Raw genomic sequence first — 16,214 nt, 5'->3', positions numbered from 1 at the left:
CCTTGCGTGTCTCAGGGTTTTTCCGGGGCCGATTGGACCTGTCGCGGTTTTTTTACCCCAGGTGGCGTTGATGATGTAACCGCCCCCGGCGCCAGTCGTCGAGGCGGGCGTAGATCGTGATCGCGATCCCACCGAGCGCCACGGCGATGAACACCCAGCGGAGTGTATCGAGGTACGGCGCAAGCGGCAGGATGGCGCTTTGGGTCTCCGCGAGCACCTGCACCGCCACTTCCACCCCGGCCGCGCCGATGGTCGCGACGCCTGCAGCTCCACCGCCCTTCATGGTGCGGCTGTCGGCCAGCACTTCGCGCGCGTGTGGTGTCTCGGCCGCGAAGGCCGTCGCCCGGACCGGCAACCGCTCGCCCCACTGACGCGCGGGGGCCAAGGTCGACATGGATAAATCCGGACGGCGGGTAGAAGCCGCAGCCGAGGAACCCGACCTCGCGCGCCGCGGCCTCGAAGGCCACAGGATCGTGGTTTGCCATCGTGATCTCGAAGGCCGCGCCGTCGAGATGCTTCGACCTGGTCGCGCCGCCCACGGCACGGTTGTGCTCGGGGCTGCGATAGGCGGAGCGGACGATCAGAGGCTTGCCCAGCCGGTCGTGCAGCGCCTGCAGCTTGTCGAGGGCGGGTTGGTTGACCAGCAGCTTGCCGGTGCCCCGGCAGGCGGTCTCGGCTGGCGAGAAGTCAGGCCGGCGCAGCCGCTCTCAGGCCCGTCGCGCCATTGGCGGTGGAAGGTCGCGGTCATGGGGTCCTCCAAAACGAAAAGCCCGCCTCGAGGGTGGGTGCGGGTGAACTGATGGTTTGGGGAGGTGAACTGCTACGGGCTGCCGCCGAAGATCTTCAGCTTGATGGCAATGCCCGCCAGCAGTGCCAACATCACGCCGGTGGTGATCATGCGGACGGCGGTTTGCATTGCCGTGCGGCGCACCAGACGGATGCAGTCCAGCAAGGATTGCAGGTCGCGGATGTCGAAAGCTGCCACTTCACCATCGAGGCCGACATCGGCGAGTGCGCTTTGCTGGATGGCCTGCCGCCCGCGAAACATCTGCTTGCAGATCGCGGCTACGATGCCGATTGGTATGCCAAGCCCTTGAGAACACGGGCATCACGCCGTGCATCCTGTCACGGAAGGGTCGGAAAATCCCGATCCCGCACGACCCTGAACGCTACCGCAACCGCCACAAGATCGAGAACAGTTTTGCCCGCCTGAAGGGCTGGCGGCGCATCGCAACCCGCTACGACAGGTGCCCGAAAGCCTTCCTCTCGGCATGCGCCCTGGCGGCCATCATCATGTTTTGGCTACGAGTCCTGACCCTAGGCGCCGAAGTCGCGCAATAGCCTGGTCGTTCGGTTCAACCGCCGCGCCATACTGCCGGCGATCGCCTTGTGAAATCCCGAAACGGCGGCCGGGTTTTCCCGTTCCAGCACGCCAATTCGACCCATGTCGAGCCGCAAGACGACAGAAGGTTCGGTGGCAATGATGTCCGCAGATCGCGGGTTGCCGGAGTAATACGCCATCTCGCCAATGACCGCCCTTGGGCGCACCCGGGCCACGACCGCCGATTCCTCCATGCGGCCGGGCAACGACACCGAAAGTCGGCCCGACAACAGAAAATAGATGTCGTCGGAACGCGCGCCGAATTCCATCAGCCTCTGCCCGGCATCCAGTTCCATGCGCTCGATGAAATCCTGCGACGCCAGTTCCGAGAACACCTCGGCCATGTCGTCGACAGCTGCGCCCTGGCCGACGCCAGTCGTGCTCATGTACCTCGCAATCAAGGTGTCCTCGACGCATTCCAGCGCGTCATTCAGGCCTCGGAAATAGTCGACATCGTGACCGGCCAGAGCCTTGCGCAACTCCGTATGGGTGGGTTCGGAGAGGCCCGACACGACGAGTCGGATGTCGGCCTCGCGGAAATCGGAGGCGAGCCGCCTGAGCACTTGCAGCGTGGAGATGTCGACCCCAGTCGTGTGTCCGAAATCAAGAACCAGCCATTGCACCTTGGCCGCCGGGGTCGAGATGATCCCCCGAATCCGGTCGCGCAGCGCATGCGCCGACCCGAAGAACAGGAAGCTCGACAGTTCGACGATCCGCGCCGCCGCTCCGGTTTCGGCCAGTATGGTCAGTTCCGACCCGGGGCGTTCGACAAACGATCTCCGCGTGGCGAGGTCGCTGTCGGAGCGGATGAACGACAGCCTGGCGTAGGCAACAATGAACAGCGCAGCGGCCGCCACCAGCCCCACCGCCACGGCGGTCAGAAAGCCGAAGGCCACGGCCACGACCGGGATCAGAACCACGATCGCGTGGTCCAGCGGCCCATGCCGCCGCCGTTCTTCCCAGATCCAGGTCACCAGAAGATCGACGCCCAGAAACGTCAGCACCGCGGCAAAGAACCCGATCGGCAGCCCCGAAAGGGCATTCGCGCCCAGCAGAAGCACCGCCAGACAACCGAGTGCAGCGCTGAGTCCGGGCAAGCGCCCGCCCAACCCGAGGCGGTTGGCCAGGATATTCTCGGCGACGATGTGATACCCCGGAAGACCCCCTACAAGACCCGCGAGGACATTGGCGATGCCAGTGCCCTTGACCTCCCTGCTGATGTCGAAATCCCGCCGGAACGCCAGCTCGAGCCCCGAGGCGTTCAGCGTCGCCCCCAGAAGACAGGACCCGATGATCGTCAGGATCACGGGGGTCTGGGTCAGAATCGCGCCCCAATCGGCCTGCAGGGGAATGGCCGGGCTCAGCCCTTGCAGAAGGATGCCATCGGCCGCGCCACTCAGCAGCAAGCCTTCACTGAGGGCCTGCTCGTGCGATATGCCGAACGCCCACAACAGGGCGTAAAAACCGGCCCCCGTCGCCGCAAGTGCTGCGGGCAGGGTCAACCCGTGCGGAACCAGCCGGGTCAGGGCCGCGATGAACAGGGCTGCAACAAGTGGCGGCACCCACTTGAAAAGCGCGTCAGCCGTGAGATAGCCGGCGACCCCGGCCCCGGCAGGGCTGTCGCCCAGCGCAACACCCAGCCCGCCCAGCAGCAGCAACAGGCCCGTGGCCGCAAGAAATCCTGCGATCACGGGGTAGGGTACATATCGTGCAATATACGCCAGCCGCAGTTGACCGACCGCCATGCCCATCAGTCCCATGGCCACGGACGATACCGCGATCAGACAGGCCACTGTGGAAAACAGCACTTCGCCGGACAGTTCGCTCCCAGCGACAAAGGTGGCCGCGGATCCGGCCAGCAGCACGGCGGGGATGTCCTGAGGCGCCAAAATGAGCGCGCGGTCGGACAATGCGAAGGCGCCGGTGATGCTGATGACGGCGGCGCCAAGCAACACAAGGCCGATGCCTCGGTCGAGAAAGGGGGACAGCGCACCTTGATAGATGATCGCGGCAAAGGAGATGGCAAAAACGGCAGAAATCAGCGCGATCACGGATGCGCCGAACATGACCCGTGCAATCGTGAGCACCCGAATTTCCCCCGTTTTGGAGCCTGATCGCTGGGTTGCATCGGGCCCTTGGTTGTCAGGTTTGATACCAGTAGCGGGCCCTGTCCTGATGGCAATGCCCTTTTTTAGGGCACCAGGTAAGCCCGGGTCCAGTGCCGCAGCCTTCACGCGCGGGGGCGCGCGATCCAGATCACCGGGGTTCAGGGAGCCTCGGACTCCCCGATTTCGTGACCTTTTCGGCGAGATCGAGTGAAATTATCGTGTCGATGGCCAGTCCGAAGCGCAGGTTACGCGCCGCGCGTTTCTTCAACCGTGCGACGTTCCATTCCAGCAGTTCGCCTTCGGTGGCGAGGCGGACCGTCGCCGAGGCCGCCCTTCCTGTCCGATACCCGATCTCGCCGACAAAGATCCCGGCGTCTACGGAGAAACACTCGCCATTCTTTTCGATTTCAACGGAGCCATCCACGACGAAATAAAGCGTCTCGACGGGGCTGCCTATGGTTGTCAGACGGTAGCCGGCCGGCCTGGTCACACGATTTGCCGCCTTCATCAGGGTCGCGAATTCACCAGGCGGCAGAGCGCGGAAGTGTTCGTACAGATCGCGGAATCTTTTCGGAATTGCCCAACGTGACCTACTGTAGATCAGAGTGATCATTCCGATCAGATTGGCCGATCCGGTGGCGACGCTGGCCCAGATCGCGGGCCAGAGCGGCGTCGCATCGACGACCGCGTAATACCAGATATAGAGAAGTGTTCCGACAAACAGCAGGATCCGCAAGACGATCTGATTGAGAACCAGATAGCCAAGCACGAACATTCCCGCCGCCACCAGCACCAGAATGTCGGAGAAGGTCACTGCTTCCAGTCCCGATCTTGCCGGATCGCAATGCGGCGATGGCCCGCGCTGCGACACCTGTTCACGCCAAGTATTCAGTATCGTCGACGGATTGCAACCACCAAGAAGCGGCCGGCGCGCAGCGCCCTTGGATGATCAATCCCAGCCCGTTCAGGTGGTTCAAGACCAGTCAGGAGGACTTCCGCCTGGCTGCGATGCTCTACGTCCACTTTCCTTTGTCGCTTTGCAACGTCAAAGACCTGCTGCATGAGCGAGGGATCGACGTCAGGCACGAGACCGTCCGGCTCATTTGGCACCGGTTCGAGCCAACCTTCGCAGCCGGGATCGAACAACTCTGTCGCGCTTCGGCCGAAACACGAGCTCTGTTCTATAGGCTCGGTGATAGCCGCGTGCCTCGTGATGATGTACTGCACCTCGCCCGGCTTGAACGCGACATCCCAAGTCCAGCGCCCGAAACCGCCTGCTGCATTGATCGCCTTCACCCACTCGTTCAGCGCATCTCGCTTGACCATGTTCCGAGGACTGTCGGTGCCCTTGATCTCGAGTGCGAGGATCGTGCCGCCAGCAAGACGCAAGAGAAAATCTGGGACATAACGCTGCCGGGAGCCCGCCCAGATGTAGTAAACCTGTAAACCGTGGTGATCGTTCTTGGCGTAGGCAAGAACGCCCTCGCGCTTCTCGAAGACATTGGCCGCGTGGCGTTGGCGCGTGCAGCTCGGGCCAGTATGCATCGCCCTTGTTGAAGTGGACCGCTACCGGATACCCCGCAGGCACTGATCCTGCGCCGCGAGCCCAAAGCCATGGACGGGGCACAGAACGTCGTGCTGATCGGTGGGCCAGGCACTGAAATAACACATGTCGCGACAGCCCTTGGCGTCCAGGCTGTCGAGCAACAAAGGCGAAAGGCCTGCTTCTTCTCGACCATCGAGCTGGTCAACACGCTCGGGCAGGAAAAGCCAAAGGCAAGGCCGGGCAGATCGCCTAGGCCTTCACCAAGCTCGACCTCGTGTTCCTCCCTAGCATGTGCTGCCGGCACTGGACGAACTGGGTTACCTGCCGTTCAGCGCCTCGGGCGGCGCGCTGCTATTCCATCTGCTGAGCAAGCTCCACGAGCGCACCAGCGTCGTCACCACCACCAGCCCGAGCTTCAGCGACTGGGCCACAGTCTTTGGCGACGCCAAGATGACCACCGCCTTGCTCGACCGCCTGACCCACCGCTGCCACATCCTTGAGACCGGAAACGACAGCTTCCGCTTCAAAGCCTGCTCGGCAGTCGCAGCCCGGAAAAGGCAGGAGACAAGCCCGCCCTTGACCCCCGCACAACCCGAAATCCATGGTCAGAGCCGGCTCTCTTCTCGATGGAAAACCCGGCTCAGTTCTGGGTGGAAATCAACAGCCGCGATCACAGATAGACAACCGGAGTCACCACCTCGGCCACACCGGCGGCGCGCAATCTTGCGGCGGCGGCTTCAATGCCGACACGCGGCATTTTCGGCCAATCCCGCGCCACGCCTTGGACGCCGTGATGCTGATAGGCATTCAGCTTGACCCTGAAACCGTCGCCCAGCTCGCGTGTCAGGTTGATCAATGCCAGAATTTCGTCGTCCTGATCGTTCATGCCCGGCACCATGAGATAGCGCAGTTCGTACAGCTTGCCCGATGCTTGAACGATCCGGGCCGAGGCAATCGCCTTCTCATTGCCGCGCCCCGTCAGCGCCCGGTGACGCGCTCCGGCAATCGCCTTGATGTCCAGCATCACGCCATCGGTGACAGGCAGCAGCCGTGCCCAGGCGTCGGCGCCAAGATGACCGTTGGTATCGACAAAACAAGTCAGCCCGGCCAGCGCCGGGTCGGATTTGATCGCCGAGAACAGGGCGATGACGAATTTGAGCTGTAGTGTTGCCTCGCCGCCCGACACCGTGACGCCGGACAGGAAGGGCTGATTGTTGCGAAGCAAGGCCAGAATATCCGGCACGTCCAGATGCTGCACCATTGGATTGGAGTTGATGGGGCAGGCCCGCAGGCACAGATCGCACTGGTCGCATGCGGTCGGGTCAAAGGCGATGCGCCCGCCCACCAGAGACAGCGCTGATTGCGGGCAGGCCGGGATGCAATCGCCGCAATGGTTGCAGACCCCCATGGTATGGGGGTTATGGCAGCCCGGACAGGCGAAGTTGCACCCTTGCAAGAACAGCACCAAGCGGTTGCCGGGCCCATCGACGCAAGACCACGGCAGGATCTTACTGATCTGCGCCTGCGGCAAGCTCATGCGCGACCACCCTTGGTTTGCGTGCCAGAATGGCCGTCTGTTTGGCGGCTTCGGCCCCCAGGGCCGTGGTATTGGTACGCGCGCCCTTCGCGGCATCATGGCGCGCCACATCCGACAGCCGGATCATGTAGCCCGTCACCCGCACCAGATCATTGCCGGCGACATTGGCCGTGAACTCGCGCAGGCCGCAGGCAAACGCTCCCTTGCACAGATCCAGCACCGCCGCCGGATTGGCCTTGACGGTTTGGTCCAGCGTCAGGATCTCGGAGATCCCGGAGGCATAGTATTGATGGTGCGGTGCCAGCGCCTGGACATGGCTGACCGGGTCAGGTTCAAAGCCATAGCGGATACGCACGCCGGGGGTCAGGCCTGTATCGGTGGAAAGACCCGCCTGGGAATGCAGCATTGCGCGGTCACGCCAGACGTTGTGCATCGGCTGCGCCGCCACCAGTTCGGCCAGCCTTGCCGAGATGGCATAGCCCAGCGCATTGGCCTGCGCATCGCGGCCATAGCGCGCGGGAGTGCCTGCTATGGCCAGCAGATGCTCCACCGCTTCGGCCATGGCAAAGATGCCGAACATCGCGGCAAAGCGGTCGCGGTCGATCCAGCCTTCGCTGACCAGAAAGCTATCGAAGAACCCGGATTGGTCGAACAGATAGTCTAACCGCGCCTGTGTCAGCCGGAAATTCAGCGCCACATAGTGCGGCAGGGTTATGGTCAGGAAGTCTTCGGCATCCTGCGACCGTTTGGCGACCTCCAGAAGATTGACCCTCGTCAGCGTTGACGCCCCGCCGCCAAGTGGCAGGGCGTTATAGCAGCTGACAATGCCATAGCCACGCGCATCGAATGCGGCGGCATGCAGTGGGTGATTGGCGATATGCGGCTTCGAGCAGATTGTGATGTTGTTGACCGCCTGCGCCAAGATCGCATCCGAACTGATCGCCGGATCATAGCGAAAGGTCAGATTGGGCGCGATCTGGCCCAGTTCAGCATCGACGCGCAGGATGGCGCGGGCGACGCGGTTGTCGGTGGGGCCGATATTGGCGTGCAGAAAGGCATCGGGCAGCACCCGGTCGATATAGCGCCAGAACAGCTTGATCTGCCGATACAGCGCCTCGTCGGAAACCCCGTCACAAAACGGCAGCAAGAGGTCGTCCAACTGACCAATGTAGACCGGCATCCCGGTGACCGATGGCACATGATGATAGGCGATCATCAGGGTGTTGATCGCCTCGTCCAACGTTTGCGGCGCCGGCAGTTCCAGCCATTCGCTGCCCCGCGTCAGTACAACAGCATAGTCTGGCAGCACATAGCGCGGCTTGTAGGGCGCGTGGCCTTCAAACATGTCGCAGATCACGCGGGCCTCCAGTGCGTCCCGGGTTTCGGCGTCCAGCGCCGGATAGGGCAACGCGTTTTCCGCCTCGAGCGACAGGGCGCGGGCCTTTTGGGCCGGGCTGAGCGTGGGGTTGTTGACGATGCGGCGCAGGGATTGCGGGTCACAGGACATGGCGGTTCCTTTCCACGCCAGCGGGCGCGGTCTCGGCGCCTGACCAATCTGCGCCAAACGGGCCGCGCAGAAACCCGTCTGACAACCGCCCGCCGGGCACTTGTGGGGTTAGAGCCTTCGCAAGATCGTCGCCCGTGATTTGACCGGAAATGCGCCGCGCATAGGCGTCGCAAATGCCGGAAAAATCGCCACTTTGTGGCGAAAGGCGCAGCGAGATGACGCCGGCCTCGCCCAGCGCCTCAATCTGGTGGGCCATGCTGGCGGTGCTTTGGCTGAGCGTTTGCACCCCATTGACCGCCAGGAAATCCTGGCCGTCCAGCGTTTCGACATCGCGGCCATCCGGGTCCAGCCCGCAGACGAACTGGCAGCTGTCCTTGGCATGATCATGCAGGCGCGCATGATAGCACCGGCCAGAAATTGCCAGCGGCAGGCGGCCATGCCCCCAAACCTCGATCGCAACACCTAGCTCGCGGCCCAGCCGTGCCAAGGTAGCGACCGAATCGAGCGGCAATTCGGGCGGCAGGCAGATCCGCGTGGCCCCGCGCTGCACCAGCCAGCGCAGCGTGCCCTCATTATAGACATTGATCAGCGGACCGACCCAAAACGCCAGACCCTTCGGCAAGGAGTGCAAAGCGGTCAGATCGTTCACCTCGATCAGCAGGCCGATCTCCGCCAGCGCCGCGGTGGCCTTGCGTTCGCGTTTCAAGGTGATCAGTGCAAGGCTGGTCAGCGCAACCGATTTGCCCGCTTCTGTCAGGCACTCGACCGCCGGGGCAATCTCATCCTGCCAAAAGGGCAGACGCTTTGAGCAGACGAGTTCCCCCAAAACCACGCGCGATATCGGAGCGTTGGCGAGGCTTTGGTAGAAACGGCGCACCGTCGATGCGTCCCAGAAGAACTGGTTGGGGCCGACGGTCAGATCCATGGTGTTGGGCATCCTATCTCCAGGTCTTGGCGTAGGCGCCGGTGGTTGCGGCTTGGCCTTCGGACAGTTTGGCGAGCGCAGCTTGGGGCATCGGGCGTCCGGCGGCATGGGCCTCCAGTGCGGCACGAAAGCTGCGCACGACTTCGGCCACATAGGCGCGGCTGCGCTGGCGGCCCTCGATTTTCAGGGCGGTGACGCCTGCCCGCGCCAAGGCCGGGATCAACTGGGTTGCGTCAAGGCTGACCGCGTCTTCGAACACATGCCCGGTCTGATCGCCCGACGTGAAACAGCCCTTGCACAAGGTTGGGTATGGGGCCGGCTGATCCCTGGCGGTGCGGTGGATGGTAAAGCCGCCAAGCCGGGCCGTAAGACCTCCGGGCTCCTCGGTGTAGGCAACATGGCTGGCGGGGGAGCAGACGCCATTCATGTTCGGCGATCTGCCCGTGGCATAGGAGGACAGCGAGCAGCGCCCCTCGGCCATCACGCATAGTCCGCCAAAGACGAAAACCTCGGTTTCCACGTCGATCTCGCGGTTTATCGCGGCAATTTCGTCAACCGTCAGAACGCGGGGCAGAACCACGCGTTTGATCCCGAAGGCTTCGGCGTAGAAATTGATCACGTCCGGGTTTGCGGCGGCGGCCTGCACCGACAGATGGCGCCGCAGGCCGGGGTGGTTCTCGGCGGCATGGGCCAGAAGCCCGATATCGGCAAGGATCACCGCATCGGCGCCCGACGTTTCGGCGTCAGCAATCGCGCGGTGCCAGATCGCTTCGGCGCCAGCCTGTGGAAAGGTGTTGATCGCAACCAGAACCTTGCTGCCGCGTGCATGGGCGAATGCGACGCCCGCAGCCATTTCGTCGCGGTCAAAATTGAGGCCGGGGAAGTTGCGGGCGTTGGTTTCATCGGCAAAGCCGCAATAGATCGTTTGCGCGCCAGCCTCGACAGCGGCGCGCAGGGCGGCGGGGGTGCCTGCGGGGCATACCAGTTCCATCATTTCGGCGCTCCGGCTGGCATGTCCATGCGGTGAAGCGCGAGGCCGCTGAAGCGCTCAGCCATTGGCAACACGTGTGCAAGAAGCGGCGCGAGCGGTTTGACGAGAATGCCCAACTCCGCCGTGAGATCAAGTTCGGCATCATCAATGGCATTTCGCAACGCCAGGCCCGCCGCCGTGTCGCCCCCAATCGCCAGGTCGCGTGAAAAGAACAGCGCGTCGCCGTCAAGGCTGCCGTGCATCATGCCCAGAAACGCCGCCGTCAGGCCGACGATACTGGCATCGTGAGCCGGGGGGCGGCTGCGCGGATGGGCAGTCACGCGCGGAGCCGAGGTGCCGGGTTCGAGCAGCAACAGGAAGGGCATATCGGTCAGATCCAGCAGGAACCGGCTGTTCACATGGGGTCCGAGGCGCCGCTGCAAGCCCGGGTGGCGCCGCATCAATTGCCGCGCCAGCCTGGTCAGCACAAGGCTGAGCGGCGCAAGCGGCAGCGGCCTTGCGGCCCATGTCAAAGTGAGTGGCAGGCGTGGCAATTCTGGGGTCGTCATCATGTCCTCGGCCAAGGCGATGGCGCCACCCTAGTAGAGGCTTTGCGCTGCCGAACTGACATAAATCAAGTCGTGGCCGATTCAGGGCTGCTATCGGTCACAAAGCGCAGGTGCTGTGCCGATGGAGGCCACAATCCGTTCTTTGCCCAACTTCGCCGATTTGCGCGCTTTTCTGGGCTGGGCCGAGGCGCAGGGCGATCTTGTGCGCATTAATGACCCGGTCAGGTTGCAGCACGAAATGACAGCAGTCCAGGTGGCGGCTTTGCGCCAGGCTGGGCCGGTGTTGCGGTTTGATGCCGCCACGCGTCAAGACGGTACGCGGGCCAGAATGCCGGTGGTGGCGAACCTGTTCGGAACCCAGGAAAGGGTTGCCGCAGGGTTGGGATTGACCCGTGATCAGATTCCCGATCTTGGCGAATTTCTGGCTTCCCTGCGCAGCCCCGCACCAGTCGAAGGAATGCGGGATGCGTGGTCAAGATGGCCGATGCTGCGCGCAGCCCTGATGACCCGACCGCACACGGTGCGGCGCGCAACGGTGCAGCAAGTCGATGCTGCACCCGATTTGTTGAAACTGCCGGTGCAAACGCCCTGGCCCGGCGATGCGGGGCCGCTGATTACCTGGCCCGTGGTTGTGACACGCCCTTTCGGCAGCGAAGCGGCGCAGGTGGTGCGCTATAATCTGGGGGTTTATCGCGCGCAGGTGCTCGGGCCAGATCGGCTGATCCTGCGTTGGCTGGCGCATCGCGGCGGCGCGGCACATGCGCGATCCTGGGCGAAGGCGCGCGAGCCGATGCCCGTGGCGATTGCCCTCGGGGCCGATCCGGCCATGCTGCTTTCGGCCGCCCTTCCGCTGCCGGAGACGGTGTCCGAGATCACTTTTTCCGGCGTGTTGCGCGGTGCGCGGGCGGAACTGGTGCCGGCCCGCACCGTGCCTCTGCTGGTGCCAGCCAATGCCGAGATCATGTTGGAAGGCTGGGTTCACCCCGATGAGACCGCCCCCGAAGGCCCGTTTGGTGACCATACTGGCTACTATAATTCTGTCGAGAGTTTCCCGGTGATGCGCATTTCTGCAATCACGCACCGCCAGGACCCCCTGTATTTGTCCACCATCACCGGCCGACCGCCGGATGAGCCTTCGGTGATCGGCGAGGTGTTCAATGATCTGGCGCTGCCGGTGATCCGCGCCCAAATCCCCGAGGTGCGCGATCTGTGGTTGCCGCCCGCCGCCTGTTCATATCGGATGGCCGTGGTCAGCATTGACAAGCGCTATCCAGGGCAGGCACGGCGCGTGATGATGGCCTTGTGGGGGATGCTGGCGCAGTTCAGCTATACCAAGATGCTGATCGTGGTCGATGCCGATATCGACGCCCGCAACTGGGACGACATTGCCTGGGCGCTTGCCACCAGAATGGACCCGGCCCGCGATGTCATGGTGCTGGACAACACGCCGATGGATTATCTGGATTTCGCCAGTCCGCGAGAGGGTTTGGCTGGCAAGATCGGTATCGATGCCACCACCAAGATAGGCACGGAAACCGTGCGCGATTGGGGGCAAGTCATGACATTGAACCCGCAGCACGAGGCTTTTGCCGCCGATCTTCTGGCACGTTATTCGCCGGGTGCGCGATGACCGCGCGGGTTATCCTTGGCGTGTCGGGGGCATCGGGCGCCATTCTGGCACTGGAATGCGCCCGGATGCTGGCACGCATCGGCGTCGAGATCGATTTGACCCTGTCGCCCATGGCGGAGCGCACGCTGGAGCTTGAGATCGGTCCGGGCGCGCAGGCAGAGCTTGTCGCGCTTGCCACGCGGCTGCATCCGATCCGTGAATTGGGGGCAACCATCGCCTCGGGATCGTATCCGGTCGCGGGGATGATCGTGGCCCCCTGTTCCATGCGCAGCCTTGCCGCTATCGCGCACGGGCTGGATGACAATCTGCTGACCCGAAGCGCCTCAGTGCAGCTCAAAGAGCGCCGGGCCTTGATCCTGCTCGCACGTGAAGCCCCGCTGACGCTGGCCCATCTTCGCAACATGACGGCGGTGACGGAAATGGGAGGCACGGTTTTGCCTCCGGTACCCGCGTTCTACCTTCGCCCACAGACAGCCCTTGAAATTGCGCAACAAATTGCCGCCCGCGCGGTGGACATGTTGCGCCTCGCCCCGCCGCAGGCAGCCGCCTGGGGCGCTTTGATCGGAGACTGAGATGACCGAACTAACCCCTGACATGACTGTCGGCGCCGTTGCCGCTGAACTACCCGGTGCCGCGGAATTGTTCCGCTCCAAGGGCATCAACTTTTGTTGTGGCGGCAATGCCTCATTGTCCGCCGCGGCGCAGAAGGCCGGGTTGCTGCCCGACCGATTGATCGCCGATCTGCAATCTCTCGCAGACGCGGCGGGCCGCGAGGCACCCGAAGCCACCCCGGACCTGATCGACCATATCCTGACGCGTTACCACGAAACGCACCGCACCGAACTGGAATGGCTGATCCCTCTGGCGCAAAAGGTCGAACGGGTGCATGGTGATCACGAGGACGCGCCACTTGGCCTGTCCGAGGCACTCATCGCCCTGCATGATGATCTGGACGCCCATATGGCCAAGGAAGAGGCGGTGCTGTTTCCGCTGATGAAGCAAGGCGGCAATCCGATGATAGTGCATCCGATCGCTCAGATGCGGCATGAACATGAGGACACAGCGCGCCTGCTTGCCGGGCTGGAGCATGTGACCCATGGTCTGACGTTGCCCGAGGGTGCCTGTGGGTCCTGGACCGCGCTTTACACCGGGCTGCGCAAGTTTTCCGAGGATCTGGTGGCACATATGCATCTGGAAAACACCGTGCTTTTTGCACGGTTCGAACCTGCGCACGCCTGAAGGGTGCGCAGCCCCTGACCAATCCGGGCGGGCCAAGAATGTCAGGCGTGGACGCGATATCGAACACGCCTGACTTCGGTGCTCCAAACGCGGCTACTGTTGTGGCTTCGTTCTGAGGTGTCAGGCAATTGGCACTGCCGTTTGGGCACGGAGGTATGCGATGACCACGGAACCGACCAGCACGACGCGCCTCGCCGCGCTCATGCGGCCCGATGTTGCCGCGCTTTCACCGGCCTATTTCGGGATGGTCATGGCCACCGGGATCGTCTCGCTTGCGGCAAACCAGATCGGGTTCGCCGTCGTGGCCCGGGTCTTGTTCGCGATCGCGGGGCTCGCTTACCTGATCCTGTGGTGGCTGACGATCCTGCGTTTGGTTCGACATCCGCGCGCGATGTTGGCGGATGTATCCGACCACCTGCGCGGGCCGGGCTTTTTTACCTTGGTGGCGGCGTCGAGCATTCTGGGCGGTGAATGCGTCATCTTGTTACAGATGACGACCGCAGGCTTTGTGTTCTGGTACGCGGCATTGGCTCTGTGGCTTGGCCTGACCTACACCATTTTCACGATTTTCACGGTCAAGGCCGAAAAACCCACGCTGGACAAGGGGATCAACGGCGCGTGGCTGCTCGCTGTTGTGGCCACCCAGTCGATTGCGGTTCTTGCCGCCCTGCTTGCGGCGCGGATCGAGCAGCCGTACCGCCTGGATCTGAACTTTCTCGCTTTGTCGATGTGGCTCTGGGGCGGCATGCTCTACATCTGGATGATGTCGCTGATCTTCTACCGCTACACGTTTTTCTCGTTTTCGCCCGGAGACCTGTCCCCACCCTACTGGATCAACATGGGCGCGATGGCGATTTCAACCCTCGCGGGGTCAATCCTGATCCGAAATGCGCAAGAGGCATGGTTTCTGCATTCGATCCTGCCCTTCATCAAGGGATTTACGGTGTTCTATTGGGCGACAGGGACCTGGTGGATCCCGATGTTGGTGATTCTGGGAATTTGGCGGCATGTCTACAAGCGCTTTCCGCTGCGGTATGACCCGCTCTATTGGGGGGCGGTCTTTCCATTGGGCATGTATGCCGTAGCCACCAACCGGATGGATGAGGCAATGGGATTTCATTTCCTCGGGACCCTGTCGACTGCTTTCTCATGGATTGCTCTGGGGACCTGGAGTCTGGCCTTCGGGGCATATCTGTTGGAGCTGACCCGGCGACCGTCGTGAGATGACGATGCACCTGCTGCCTGGCCTTTTCACCTTGTCCCACTCGCTCTGGCAGGCTGCGCACCGCCCGCTTTTCTTTTGTGCCGCCCTCAGTGCGCTGCTTGCGCCTGTGGTTTGGCTTTTGCCAGACGGTTGGGTCACCGATACGGTGCATTGGCATCTGCATGAGCTGGTGTTTGGCATGGGTGGCGCGGCAGTTGGCGGGTACCTGCTGACTGCCCTGCCAAGCTGGACTGGCGCGGGGCCAGTTTCGCCGCAGTGCGTGAGGGCGCTGACCCTGCTTTGGGTCTTGGCGCGACTGGCGTTTCTTTGGTTCGAAATCTTGCCGTTTGGCCTGCTTTTGCTCCTTGCTTTGGGGTATTTCGGGTTTCTGGCCCTGGTCGTGGCGCGCCAGTTGATCGCGGCGCGTGCCTGGCCCCGACTGTGGTCCGTGCTGGGGATTGCCGCGTTGATGTTGGGGAATTCGGCCGTTTTGGCCGACATGCGCGGGCTCCTCGATGCATCGACCGCCCCTTTGGGGATGGTGCTGCTTTTCGCTACTCTCATCAGCATCATCGGCGGTCGCTCCGTTCCCGCCTTCACCCGCAGTTGGTTGCAACATACTGCTGGTCCGCAGCACATGCGTGACAGTCGGGGGCTGTCTGCCTTGGCGATAACCGCAACGGTGCTTGGCGGTGGGCTGGCTATGGGCGGACAACAGGCGGCAGCGGGCGCTTGTCTGCTTCTGGCAGGCATCTTGCAATGCGCTCGGATGATAGGTTGGCACTCACGACACACGCGGCACTATCCGGCTTTGTTTATGCTGCATCTGGCGTGGGTCTGGGTGCCCGTCGGACTGATCCTTCTGGGGGTCGCAATGCTGCGCCCGGACGTGATGCCACAGACCGCGGCTTTGCACGCGCTGACGATGGGCGCGATGGGATCAATGATTCTGGCGATTTCCGGGCGGGCGGCGATGGTGCGGCATGACCGCAAACTGATTGCAGGCCGCGGCCTTGCTGCGGCATTTGCACTGGTATGGCTGGCGGCCTTGCCGCGGGTGGCGTCGCCGTTCACCCCAGAAGGGGTATTTGATCCAATCACCGTTTCCGCGGCGATGTGGATGCTGGGTTGGGCGGTGTTCCTTTGGGCCTATTGCCCAGCACTACAAGGTCCGGTGCCCTGGCCGGTTTTCAGCGCGCGGGTAGCTGGGCGGGACGATCCGCGACGATACCAACATCCTCGGGTGTTTTGAAACGCCGTCCATCGTATCTCGGCCGGCCAGGCCGGTTGGTTCGACACTCGAGCATCGTCCACTTAATCTGCAACATAACCGGCAGCCTTGAAGAGGTTTCGGCACTCGTTTGGCGGGAAGAGGTCGCATGTTTGTGCGACGGATTGGAAAAGCGCGTCGAAGGTGCGGGCTTTGTGCCGTCGCAGGTGTGCCTTGAGCTTCGAGAACGCCATCTCGATTGATGGTGTGGATGGCTCCTGCTCCCGGCGTCGCGCTGCGCCATGATGGGGTGTCATTGTCCCAACTGGAGGAGCCATCCATGTTCGAAGTTGGCACAGTCGGAATTGATCTCGCCAAGAATGTCATT

13 protein-coding genes and 5 pseudogenes are annotated in these 16,214 nt (G+C 62.9%); 8 read left to right on the top strand and 10 right to left on the bottom strand.

The window, feature by feature from the left end:
• Nucleotides 1-52: 52 nt before the first annotated feature.
• Both MAA8898_RS27235 and MAA8898_RS26475 read right to left on the bottom strand, forming a co-directional pair.
• Nucleotides 53-748, bottom strand: a pseudogene (locus MAA8898_RS27235) (YcbK family protein).
• A 72-nt stretch (nucleotides 749-820) separates the two neighbouring features.
• Entirely contained in the window at nucleotides 821-1,048 is a 228-nt protein-coding gene (locus tag MAA8898_RS26475; RefSeq protein ID WP_176445308.1) for a DUF6127 family protein, read from the bottom strand.
• Here MAA8898_RS26475 and MAA8898_RS26470 point away from each other — a divergent pair.
• A pseudogene (locus tag MAA8898_RS26470) lies at nucleotides 1,007-1,341 on the top strand (transposase); the annotation flags it as partial. The gene MAA8898_RS26475 and the pseudogene MAA8898_RS26470 overlap by 42 nt on opposite strands.
• Here MAA8898_RS26470 and MAA8898_RS24305 read toward each other — a convergent pair.
• Complete coding sequence (locus MAA8898_RS24305) at nucleotides 1,318-3,447, bottom strand: SulP family inorganic anion transporter (RefSeq protein ID WP_094023613.1); 2,130 nt, start codon at nucleotides 3,445-3,447, stop codon at nucleotides 1,318-1,320. The pseudogene MAA8898_RS26470 and the gene MAA8898_RS24305 overlap by 24 nt on opposite strands.
• Nucleotides 3,448-3,637: 190 nt before the next feature.
• On the bottom strand, nucleotides 3,638-4,303 hold the full coding sequence (locus tag MAA8898_RS24300) for a cyclic nucleotide-binding domain-containing protein (RefSeq protein ID WP_094023612.1): 666 nt from the start codon (nucleotides 4,301-4,303) through the stop codon (nucleotides 3,638-3,640).
• A 131-nt stretch (nucleotides 4,304-4,434) separates the two neighbouring features.
• On the opposite strand from MAA8898_RS24300, the pseudogene MAA8898_RS26945 reads away from it, so the two are divergent.
• Both MAA8898_RS26945 and MAA8898_RS24285 read left to right on the top strand, forming a co-directional pair.
• Nucleotides 4,435-4,635, top strand: a pseudogene (locus MAA8898_RS26945) (IS6 family transposase); the annotation flags it as partial.
• 468 nt (nucleotides 4,636-5,103) lie between these two features.
• Nucleotides 5,104-5,575: pseudogene (locus MAA8898_RS24285) on the top strand (ATP-binding protein); the annotation flags it as partial.
• A gap of 130 nt (nucleotides 5,576-5,705) precedes the next feature.
• Here the strand turns inward: MAA8898_RS24285 and MAA8898_RS24280 are convergent.
• Genes MAA8898_RS24280 through ubiT form a run of 5 tightly spaced genes read right to left on the bottom strand, consistent with a single transcriptional unit; the run spans nucleotide 5,706 to nucleotide 10,546 of the window.
• The gene (locus MAA8898_RS24280; RefSeq protein WP_094023611.1) at nucleotides 5,706-6,572 is read right to left on the bottom strand and encodes a YjjW family glycine radical enzyme activase; all 867 of its coding nucleotides are present in this window, start codon (nucleotides 6,570-6,572) and stop codon (nucleotides 5,706-5,708) included.
• Nucleotides 6,544-8,079: a YjjI family glycine radical enzyme gene (locus MAA8898_RS24275; protein ID WP_094023610.1), complete on the bottom strand. Its 1,536-nt coding sequence runs from the start codon at nucleotides 8,077-8,079 to the stop codon at nucleotides 6,544-6,546. Before MAA8898_RS24275 ends, MAA8898_RS24280 begins: the two co-directional genes overlap by 29 nt.
• Nucleotides 8,069-9,004, bottom strand: a complete 936-nt coding sequence (ubiV, locus tag MAA8898_RS24270) for a ubiquinone anaerobic biosynthesis protein UbiV (RefSeq protein WP_094023638.1) — start codon at nucleotides 9,002-9,004, stop codon at nucleotides 8,069-8,071. Before ubiV ends, MAA8898_RS24275 begins: the two co-directional genes overlap by 11 nt.
• Nucleotides 9,005-9,017: 13 nt before the next feature.
• On the bottom strand, nucleotides 9,018-9,995 hold the full coding sequence (ubiU, locus tag MAA8898_RS24265; RefSeq protein ID WP_094023637.1) for a ubiquinone anaerobic biosynthesis protein UbiU: 978 nt from the start codon (nucleotides 9,993-9,995) through the stop codon (nucleotides 9,018-9,020).
• A complete protein-coding gene (ubiT, locus tag MAA8898_RS24260) occupies nucleotides 9,995-10,546 on the bottom strand; it encodes a ubiquinone anaerobic biosynthesis accessory factor UbiT (RefSeq protein ID WP_245853619.1) in 552 nt (183 codons plus the stop codon). Before ubiT ends, ubiU begins: the two co-directional genes overlap by 1 nt.
• 130 nt (nucleotides 10,547-10,676) lie before the next feature.
• Here ubiT and MAA8898_RS24255 point away from each other — a divergent pair, with 130 nt between their 5' ends.
• The 5 genes from MAA8898_RS24255 to MAA8898_RS24235 all read left to right on the top strand — a co-directional run bounded on the left by MAA8898_RS24255 (nucleotide 10,677) and on the right by MAA8898_RS24235 (nucleotide 15,868).
• On the top strand, nucleotides 10,677-12,173 hold the full coding sequence (locus MAA8898_RS24255; protein ID WP_094023635.1) for a UbiD family decarboxylase: 1,497 nt from the start codon (nucleotides 10,677-10,679) through the stop codon (nucleotides 12,171-12,173).
• Nucleotides 12,170-12,745 (top strand): UbiX family flavin prenyltransferase, encoded by a 576-nt coding sequence (locus MAA8898_RS24250; RefSeq protein WP_094023609.1) that lies wholly within the window; start codon nucleotides 12,170-12,172, stop codon nucleotides 12,743-12,745. Before MAA8898_RS24255 ends, MAA8898_RS24250 begins: the two co-directional genes overlap by 4 nt.
• A 22-nt stretch (nucleotides 12,746-12,767) precedes the next feature.
• On the top strand, nucleotides 12,768-13,412 hold the full coding sequence (ric, locus tag MAA8898_RS24245; protein ID WP_306456510.1) for an iron-sulfur cluster repair di-iron protein: 645 nt from the start codon (nucleotides 12,768-12,770) through the stop codon (nucleotides 13,410-13,412).
• 160 nt (nucleotides 13,413-13,572) lie between these two features.
• Complete coding sequence (locus MAA8898_RS24240) at nucleotides 13,573-14,634, top strand: tellurite resistance/C4-dicarboxylate transporter family protein (protein WP_217900537.1); 1,062 nt, start codon at nucleotides 13,573-13,575, stop codon at nucleotides 14,632-14,634.
• 7 nt (nucleotides 14,635-14,641) lie between these two features.
• Nucleotides 14,642-15,868, top strand: coding sequence for an NnrS family protein (locus MAA8898_RS24235; RefSeq protein ID WP_094023633.1), 1,227 nt, complete (start codon nucleotides 14,642-14,644; stop codon nucleotides 15,866-15,868).
• Between the two features lie 62 nt (nucleotides 15,869-15,930).
• Here MAA8898_RS24235 and MAA8898_RS26940 read toward each other — a convergent pair.
• Nucleotides 15,931-16,101: pseudogene (locus MAA8898_RS26940) on the bottom strand (IS630-like element ISSpo6 family transposase); the annotation flags it as partial.
• Nucleotides 16,102-16,214 lie beyond the last annotated feature (113 nt).

It is taken from the genome of Antarctobacter aquimaris (assembly GCF_900184945.1).
Classification (GTDB): Bacteria; Pseudomonadota; Alphaproteobacteria; order Rhodobacterales; family Rhodobacteraceae; genus Maliponia; species Maliponia aquimaris.
This window is presented reverse-complemented; position numbering and strand designations above follow the sequence as displayed.